The organism is Bradyrhizobium sp. UFLA05-112, assembly GCF_053572325.1.
Genome location: NZ_JBANBK010000160.1, coordinates 1 through 8384 on the forward strand (window position 1 = coordinate 1; position 8384 = coordinate 8384).

Genomic DNA, 8384 nt, shown 5'->3' on the forward strand with positions numbered 1-8384 from the left:
ACGCAAAGCTCGCCAAGGAAGTGCCTGATGTCGTCGCAAGCTCGAAGCCCGCGGCGCGCAACTTGCTGGAAAAGACGCTAAGGGCCGCCACCGGCGCCGCGCTCGACGAGGTCGCATCGAAGAAGCTGTTGAAGGCCTACGGCATCCCGATCTCCAAGGAAGGAATCGCGCAGACGCCGGCCGACGCCGTGAAGATCGCCAAGCAGATCGGTTTCCCCGTGGTCGCCAAGGTCGTCAGCGCCGAGATCCTGCACAAATCCGACATCGGCGGCGTGGTTCTAAACCTCAACAGCGCGACCGAGGTGAAGCAGGCGTTCAACGACATCACCTCGCGCGTCAAGAAGCTGAAGGGCAAGCCCAGGCTCGACGGCATCCTGATCGCGCAGCAGGTCAAGGCCGATCTCGAGCTCGTGGTCGGCGCATCGCTCGACGCCGAGATGGGGCCGGTGGTGCTGTTCGGCACCGGCGGCGTCGACATCGAGCTGATGAAGGACGTCGCTTTGGCCGGCGCGCCGCTCAATCCTGCCGAGGCTCGGCAGCTGATCGGCCGCACCAAGGCCGGGGTCAAGATGCGCGGTTATCGCGGCAAGCCGAAGCTGGATGAGGCCTCCGCCGTGAAGGCCCTGGTCGGCCTCTCCAACCTGATCGCAGACGCCGGCGACCGGATCGCTTCGATCGACGTCAATCCGTTCCTGATCAATACCAGGACCGGTGTCGCCGTAGACGCACTGATCGTCCTCAACAACGCAGCCGCCCGGCGCGCGGCCCGGCATTGATCGGCTTCCACTGGCCGCGCTTTGCCCATAAAATTGGCGAGCGACTCCGCTTTCCCTGACGCGGGGCACGAGCCGGAACGGATAATGGCGCGCAGAAGCAACTTGATGATCGGAACCGCGACGCTGCTGGCGCTCGCCGTCGCGTTCGGCGGCCTGCTTGGCGTGCAGAAATATCGCGCGGCCCAGAGCCGCAGCCAGTTGCGCGTCGTGTTCGAGGGCGGCTCGGCCAGCGGCCTGCGCCGGGGCGGCCCGGTGAATTTCGACGGCGTACCGGCCGGCCAGATCATCTCGATCAAGCTCGACAATCCCCGCAAGATCGTCGCGCTCGTCATGCTCGACAACGCCGCCCCGATCCGCAAGGACACCGTGGCCGGCATCGAGTTCCAGGGCCTGACCGGGATCGCCGCGATCTCGCTGATCGGTGGCGCGCACTCGGCACCGCCCGTGCCGCTGGATGACGACGGCATTCCCGTGCTGACCGCGGATCTCAGCGACGCCGAATCGATCGTCGAGACCCTGCACAATGTCGACCGCATGATCGTGAGCAACTCGGCCGCGATCAAGGACGGCCTGCGCACATTCGAAGACTATACCGCCGACCTCAAGGGCAAGGGGGAAGAGATCGACGCCGTGATGGGCAAGATCGACAATGGCTTCGCGAGCTTCGACAATGCGGTCACCAAGATCGAGAACGTCGTGCCCGGCTTCGCCGATGGCAAGGCCGACGAGCTGTTCGAGAAGGTGAAGGGGCTGCGCGAGCTCGCCGATACCATGAAGAAGAAGTCGGCGAGCTTCATCGAGGACGGGCGCCGCACCCTCCTCGACATCAGCGAGGCCGCCAACAAGATGGCCGGCACGCCGGTGGCACCGCGACCGCCGCGCAAGCCCACGCAGCAGAAGCAGTGAGCGCCCGGACGGCCCCCCACAAAAATGTCGAAAACAACCCCATGCAAAGTAGGATGGCCCCGCCAGCCCGGATGAGGTGAATCACACCGGAAGCCCCTGATATGTCGGGCAAATCGGCGGCACGCGCCCATCGCGCGCCGATAGTCGCATATCCGCAGCGCATGAACTCAACGGCGGGCCATGGCGGGGTGACGCTACCAGGCGTAGCGCACGACGGCCTTGCCGGCGTAGGAGCGGGTGACGTTGGAGAACTCGCCTTCAAACGTTCCGATCGCGGACCAGCCGTTCATCCACTTCATCTCGGCGGAGGCCGTTGTCAGCGCGGAGTCGCGGGAAAGGGCCGCGCCGTTCACGACAAAGGCCGCGCCCGGCAGCGCCTGGAAGACGGCGCCGATGCTGCGATCCGGATTGAAATCATGCGCCCAGGCGACGCGGCCGCGCAGCGTGACGACGCCGTCGTAGGCAGCAAACGACTTGTCGGTGCGCAGGCCGAGCTCAGTGCGGGTGTCGGTCACGCTCTTGGCCGCATAGGCGAGCGCAAAGGCGTTGGTGCCGACCACCACATTCTCAGCATAGTTCGGCAGGTTGAAATTGGTCGCCTGTAGCGCGGCGTAGGGCGTCACGCCCATCCACGGCGTGACAACGCGGTAGCCACCTTCGATGCGGCCGGAGAACGCGTTTGCGTTGAACTGCGCGCGCAACTGGTCGAAGCCGACAGCCGTGACGGTGCGGTTGGTGGTGACGTCCTGCCAGCCATAAGCGAGCGCCGCCGACACATAGGCCGGCCCGGCCGTGTGACGCAGGAAGGCGCCAGCCTGGAACAGATCGGAGTGGCCCCAGCCAAGCCCGTTGACGCCGAAATTGGTCGCGCCGCCGACAAGCGCAACGCCGGCGAGTGTCGACGGCGAGAAGCGATAGTCGACGCCGACAGCAGTCCCGTAGAGGCTGCTCGTTGTATTGTTCGAACCCAGCGCCGCATTGCCGTTGGTGGTCTGCGAGCCACCATAGCCCGCCGCCCACACGCTCCAGCGCTGATCGAAATCGACCGGCGGCGCCTTGCGATAGATGGATGCAAAAGCATCGCGCGTGCTCTTGCCTGCTGCGGCATAGGCCGCGGCGCCGGTTTCCTGTGCGAAGGGGGTTGCGCCGGTCGCGCCACCGCGGCTGGTGCCGTAAACGTCCGTCAGCAGGCTGAGGAACAGGTTCATCGCATTGAACGTGGTCTGCTGCGCGCCGGTCGCGGATTCGCCGGAGGCCTGCGTCAGACCATTCGGCGACAGCGAGGCATAGACCACGTCAATGCCACCATTGGCATTGAAGAAGTTCGTCAGCGCGTTGGCGACGTTGGTCTGATTGACGTTGAGATTGCCCTTGGCGCCGTAATCCAGCGCGAAATTCAGATAGACGTTGTTGGCGTCATAGCTGAGGGTGGCTATCGCTGCCGGCGCTCCGACCGTATCGGCGCCGCTGAACGTGCCGCTGCGGCCGCCCGTCGCGGTGAGGATCGTATACTGCTTGGCCAGCGTCGTGCCGGCCGCGACGCTGACGCCGACCGAGCCTCCGAGCGTCGCGCTGCCGGTCACGTTGGTGAAGCTCGAGGCGGTCGAGTTGACGCTGACGAGATAGAGCGCGCCGGACTGGAAGGCGAGATTCCCCGCGACGATCATTGACGTCCCCGGCGTGCCGTTACCGGGCAGGAAGATGCCGCCGGTTGCGATCGTGGTGTTGCCGACGGTGCCGCTGCCGGAGAGCGCGCCGCCGGCATTCACCGTGGTCAGGCTCGAGGCTGCGATCGAGCCGTCGACTTGCAGGATGCCGCCATTGACGACGGTGGTGCCGGTATAGGTGTTGAGCCCAGACAGAGCCAGCGTGCCCGCCCCGACCTTCTCGAGGTTGCCCGGGCCGGCGCCCCCGCAGACGCACGGATTGGTGTCCGCGATCACGCCGCTGACCTTGGTCGACAGGTTGTTGCCGCCGACCACCAGCGTGTTGCCGGCGCCGATATAGTAGAAGCCGGAGCCCGCGATCGAGCCCACGGGGATGCGGCCGTCGCCGTTCGGCCCGAGGCTGCCGGAGAAATCGACAAAGCCGGTGCCAGTGGTGATGAGCTGCGCGGTGCCGCCGGTTGAATTGTCGAAGAAGTAGGTCGCGCCGCCGTCATTGGTGGTGATGACAGCGCTGCCGGCAGTGGAGAAGGCGTTGAAGTCGGTCTCGCCGCCATTGTTGTTGGTGATCACGGCGTTGCCGGCAGTCGGCGTGTCGGTGCCGAACGGCTGGCCGAACGCGGTCAAGCCACCCGTGTTGATGATGTTTGCGCCCGAGGCCGACGACTGGTCGACAAAGACGGTGCCGCCGCCATTGCGGTTGGTAATGGTGGCGGTGCCCGCATTGGTCAGGGCGGAAAAGATCGTGCCCGCACCGTCGTTATCGATCCTGGCGGTGCCCGCCGGTCGCCGTATCGGTGCCGCCGTGGGTACCGAACAGCGTGACGCTGCCGATCTGGTTGTTGATCGTGGCACTGCCGGCGCTGCTCGACTCCAGGAACGCGACCGCACCGACATTGGTGTTGGTGATGGTCATCGCGCTCCCGCTGGTCGCGCCCATGAAGGTCGTGAAGCCGCCGTCATTGATCAGTGCGGTGATGCCCGAATTGTTGGCGTTGACGAAGGTAAACCGCCCCTCATTGGTGACCGTGCCGACGATGGAGGCGGTATGGGTGGCGTCGCCGAGCACCAGGCTGGCGCAGACGCAGATCGTCGTGCCGCCGGTATAGGTGTTGGTGCCGAGCAGCGTGACGACGCCGTTGCCGAAGGTGCTGTCGAGAACAGTCAGCTTGCCGGCGCCGTTACCGTCGGTGACGTTGCCGGCGATGGTCAGCACCACGCCATTGGCGTCGATCGCGCTGCCGCTCGCAGAATTGTCGATCTTGAAATTGTTGGTGAAGGTCAGATCGCTCAGACCGTCAGCCTGGAACAAGGCATCCTGAAGCGTGACGGTGCCAGACCCGACCGACGAATTGTTGGTTACCTGCACCGTAGCGCCGATCACGCTTGTGCCGCCCGAATAGGTGTTGACGCCGGAGAGCACCGTCGTGCCGGAGCCGCCGGAGGAATCGATCAGCCGCAGCGCACCAGTGGCGACGAAGCCGCTGTCGTTGGCGATAACACCGGATAGCGTTAAGACCACCCCATTGTTGTCGACAGCGCCGCCATTCGGAGTGACAATAAAGCCATTGGTGAAAGTCAGGTCGCTGGCACCATCGGTCTGGAACGTGCCGCCGTTAAGCCTCACCGCGCCGGTGCCGACGGAGTTGTTGTTGGTGACCTGCACGGTGCCGGCCGAAATCAAAGTACCGCCGGTGTAGGTGTTGTTGCCTGATAAATTGAGCGTGCTCGCGCCGAGTTGCCAGACTTGCGCGAGTGAAAGCTGACCTATGTTGTTGGAGATCGAGATGACCTGGCCCGAGTTCGCCTGGTTGAAGATACCATAGGCGCCTGAGTCGAATTTGATGTCGGCACCGCTCACCGAATAAGACTGCGAATTCGCGGTGAAGGTCCACGAATAGGGCGTGACCGTACTGGTCACGTCGATCGACGCCGATCCGGTCGCGTCAAAAATCGCGCCCTGGCCGTTCGTCACGGGCGGCGCGCCGGCAGGCGGATTGGACCAGTTGGATCCAAGATTATAGATGGACGTCGCAGTCGTGCTGCCGGTACCGCCCCAAGTGTAAAATTGCGCGCGCGCCGATCCCATCAGCAACAGGCTTGCGGCGGCCGCGGCGCAGAAGGCCAGCGCCGTCGAGCCTCGAAGCGCCCGGCCTCGAAACAACAAATAAAACACTTCAACGCCCCATTCCCCCGGCGCCCTGGGGCGCCGTCGGACGCAACGCTAGCACGGGGTGTTCCGCAATTTTGCGGTTGGCTTCTGAATTTTGCTGAACTGCTTCCGAAAGTGGAACTTTCCGCAGGGGGTGTTGTACCCGCGCAACGCTTGGTCGGCTGGTCCTCTCAACCAGAGCACGATTCGCCCGTTGAGGCGTTCCCTTGCTACAAATGAGTTCGGACGCTGCTCGCGCAACAAACGATGTCGTCCTGGCGAAGGCCAGGACCCATGACCACGGGGAGCAGTTTGGCGAAGACTTGTTGCCGTAAGACGACCAGCATCCTTGCTCGATAGATTCCGCGGTACGGGACCCAGCCCCCGTGCGCAATTGCGCACTAGGAGAGGACGACAGCGGTGGTGTGGCAACGGCTAGCCACCTCACCCGTAAACGAACGCCTTGTCATCGAGATCAGTCTTCGGAATCGCGTCCTTCTCGGTCCAGTAATCCTGGCTATGCTGCCACTCCGGCTTGTCGCCGCGCTTCGGCAGCAGGTCCATGTTGCGCATCATGTAGCCGGGGTTGAAGTTTTCCGGATCGATCCAGGGCAGGATCGGCATGTTGTGGTCTTCGGCACGCAGCTTGACCTCGACCTTGCTGGCGCCCTTCTCCTTCATGTGGCCGAGAAGCCGGCAGACGAAATCGGCGACGAGATCGACGCGCAGCGTCCAGCTGGCGCGGAAATAGCCGAATACCCAGACCATGTTCGGCACGCCCGTGAACATCATGCCGCGATAGGTGACGGTGTCGCCGAAGGCGAGCGGTTTGCCGTCGATCTCGAAGGCGATGTCGCCGAGCGCGGCGAGATTGAAACCGGTGGCGGTGACGATGACATCGGCTTCGAGCAGCTTGCCGGATTTGAGCTGGATGCCGTTCTCGACGAAGCACTCGATCTCGTCGGTGACGACCGAGGCCTTGCCGCCGGCGATGCCCTTGAACAGATCGGCATCCGGCACGAAAGCGATGCGCTGCCGCCATGGCCGATATGTCGGCGTGAAATGCGTCTCGACATCGTAGTCCGGACCGAGAATCGCACTGATCTGCCCGATCAGCTCCTTCTTCACCTCTTCGGGCTTGGCCACGCAGAGTTTTGTGAATGCATCCTGCTCGAACAGGATCTTCCGCCGCACGATCTCGTGGATCCACTCCTCATCCACCTGGAGCCTGCGCAACTCCTCCGCAATCTCGATCGCATTGCGCCCGATGCGGAAATAGGTCGGCGAGCGCTGGAGCATGGTGACGTGTGCGCATTTGTCGGCGATGTTGGGCAGCAGCGTCGCGGCCGTTGCACCCGAACCGATCACCACGACCCTCTTGGCCGTGAGATCGAGATCATCCGGCCAGGTCTGCGGGTGGACGACGCGGCCCTTGAATCGGTCCATGCCCTTCCATTCCGGCGTGTAGCCTTCGGAATGGCGATAATAGCCCTGGCACATCCAGAGGAAGTTTGCGGTAAAGGTCTTGGCCTCACCGGTGTCGGTGGTCACAGATTCGATGGTCCAGAGATTCCTCTCGCTCGACCAGCGTGCCGAATGGATCTTGTGCTTGTAGCGTATGTGCCTGCCGAGATCGTTCTCCTCGATCACGTCGTTCATGTAAGCGAGGATCTCCTCGGCAGTCGCGATCGGCGGCCCCACCCATGGCTTGAAGCGATAGCCGAAGGTGTGCAGATCGCTGTCGGAGCGGATGCCGGGATAGCGATGCGTGATCCAGGTGCCGCCGAAGCTGTCTTTCGTCTCCAGGACGACGAAGCTCGTGCCAGGAAGCTGCTTTGTCAGATGATACGCGCTGCCAATACCGGAGATGCCGGCGCCGACGATCAGGACATCGAAATGTTCAGTGGCTTGCTGCGTGGTGGGCTGCGTACGGACGGCGACATTCATTGTTGATTCTTTGCCTTTTGAGGTCGCCCTTGATCAGGCGACGCGTTTCCTCCGCGACGGGATCATGGTCGCCCACCGCGCTCCCGCTTCAAAATGACATAGATCAAATCGCAATCAAATCACAGCGCCGCACCCCAGCTCCGCGCTGTCTGCAGAATCCAGTCGCGGTAGAGCGTGAGCGGCGTGACACCGGTCATACCGCCGCAGCCCGCGCTGCCATTCGGCCCCGTCGACCAGCTGATGACTCCGACGACGACCGGACCGCTCAGCTTGTCCTCGAATGCGGGACCGCCGGAATCGCCAGTACAGGCGCCGATTCCGGCGCGAACGCCGTTGGTTACGGGGTCCACGAGCCTCATTTGCAAGGTACCGGGCTGGCCGGTCACGACAAGGCCAGCAACGCGCGTCACGCCACTGCTCTTGCCATCGCCAGGCACCGTGACACCGACACCAGCGATGGTGAAGCGACTGCCGATCACGATCGGAATTTGCGGCGCGTCCATCTGGGATGTCGATTTTCCTTTGAGCGGAATTTCGAGTTGCAGCAACGCCACATCGGCGGTCGCGCGATGCGACTGCATGGCCTGCATGTTGAAGCTTGGATGGATCGCGACCGCGCGCACGTTCTGCAATTGCGGCTTGCCGTCGGCGCCATAGTCGAGGATCTTGTATTCCGCTCCGGGCTGCACGCAGTGTGCGGCGGTGAGCACCAGCCTCGTTGCGATCAGACTGCCGGTGCAGAAATTGCCACGCGATCCGACGATCGTGACGATGGAGCGTGCGACGCCTTCGGACTGCGGCGTACCGCCGCCGACGATGGCCTGCGCCGGCACGGTGAAGAGCATCGCCGTCGCGGCGAGCAGGATGGACGTCTTGTTCATGGGCGAGTGTGGTAGCCGCTGGGGCGTCATTAGCCAAGAGACCCCTTAGAAGCGCCTT

Annotated in this window: 6 protein-coding genes; 2 read left to right on the forward strand and 4 right to left on the reverse strand. The window is 63.5% G+C overall.

All coding sequences use genetic code 11. From position 1 onward, the window contains the following. Positions 1-776: acetate--CoA ligase family protein (locus tag SO180_RS41455; RefSeq protein ID WP_449384542.1), on the forward strand; the 776-nt coding region annotated here is incomplete at its 5' end. An 84-nt stretch (positions 777-860) separates the two neighbouring features. Then, complete coding sequence (locus tag SO180_RS41460; RefSeq protein WP_449384543.1) at positions 861-1682, forward strand: MlaD family protein; 822 nt, start codon at positions 861-863, stop codon at positions 1680-1682. 194 nt (positions 1683-1876) lie between these two features. Here SO180_RS41460 and SO180_RS41465 read toward each other — a convergent pair whose 3' ends face one another. The 4 genes from SO180_RS41465 to SO180_RS41480 all read right to left on the reverse strand — a co-directional run bounded on the left by SO180_RS41465 (position 1877) and on the right by SO180_RS41480 (position 8326). Beyond that, complete coding sequence (locus SO180_RS41465) at positions 1877-4201, reverse strand: autotransporter outer membrane beta-barrel domain-containing protein (RefSeq protein ID WP_449384544.1); 2325 nt, start codon at positions 4199-4201, stop codon at positions 1877-1879. Next, positions 4107-5522 carry a beta strand repeat-containing protein gene (locus tag SO180_RS41470; protein WP_449384545.1) on the reverse strand — a complete coding sequence of 472 codons (1416 nt, stop codon included), beginning with the start codon at positions 5520-5522 and terminating at the stop codon, positions 4107-4109. The genes SO180_RS41465 and SO180_RS41470 overlap by 95 nt, the downstream gene beginning before the upstream one ends. Positions 5523-5942: 420 nt before the next feature. Beyond that, positions 5943-7445: a flavin-containing monooxygenase gene (locus SO180_RS41475; protein ID WP_449384546.1), complete on the reverse strand. Its 1503-nt coding sequence runs from the start codon at positions 7443-7445 to the stop codon at positions 5943-5945. A gap of 119 nt (positions 7446-7564) precedes the next feature. Continuing rightward, the gene (locus SO180_RS41480) at positions 7565-8326 is read right to left on the reverse strand and encodes a S1 family peptidase (RefSeq protein ID WP_449384547.1); all 762 of its coding nucleotides are present in this window, start codon (positions 8324-8326) and stop codon (positions 7565-7567) included. Positions 8327-8384 lie beyond the last annotated feature (58 nt).

Excerpts from the sequence above, each read along its gene's own strand:
- SO180_RS41480 (WP_449384547.1), bottom strand. The coding sequence starts at position 8,326 with ATGAACAAGACGTCCATCCTGCTCGCCGCGACGGCGATGCTCTTCACC.
- SO180_RS41475 (WP_449384546.1), bottom strand. The coding sequence starts at position 7,445 with ATGAATGTCGCCGTCCGTACGCAGCCCACCACGCAGCAAGCCACTGAA.
- SO180_RS41460 (WP_449384543.1), top strand. The coding sequence starts at position 861 with ATGGCGCGCAGAAGCAACTTGATGATCGGAACCGCGACGCTGCTGGCG.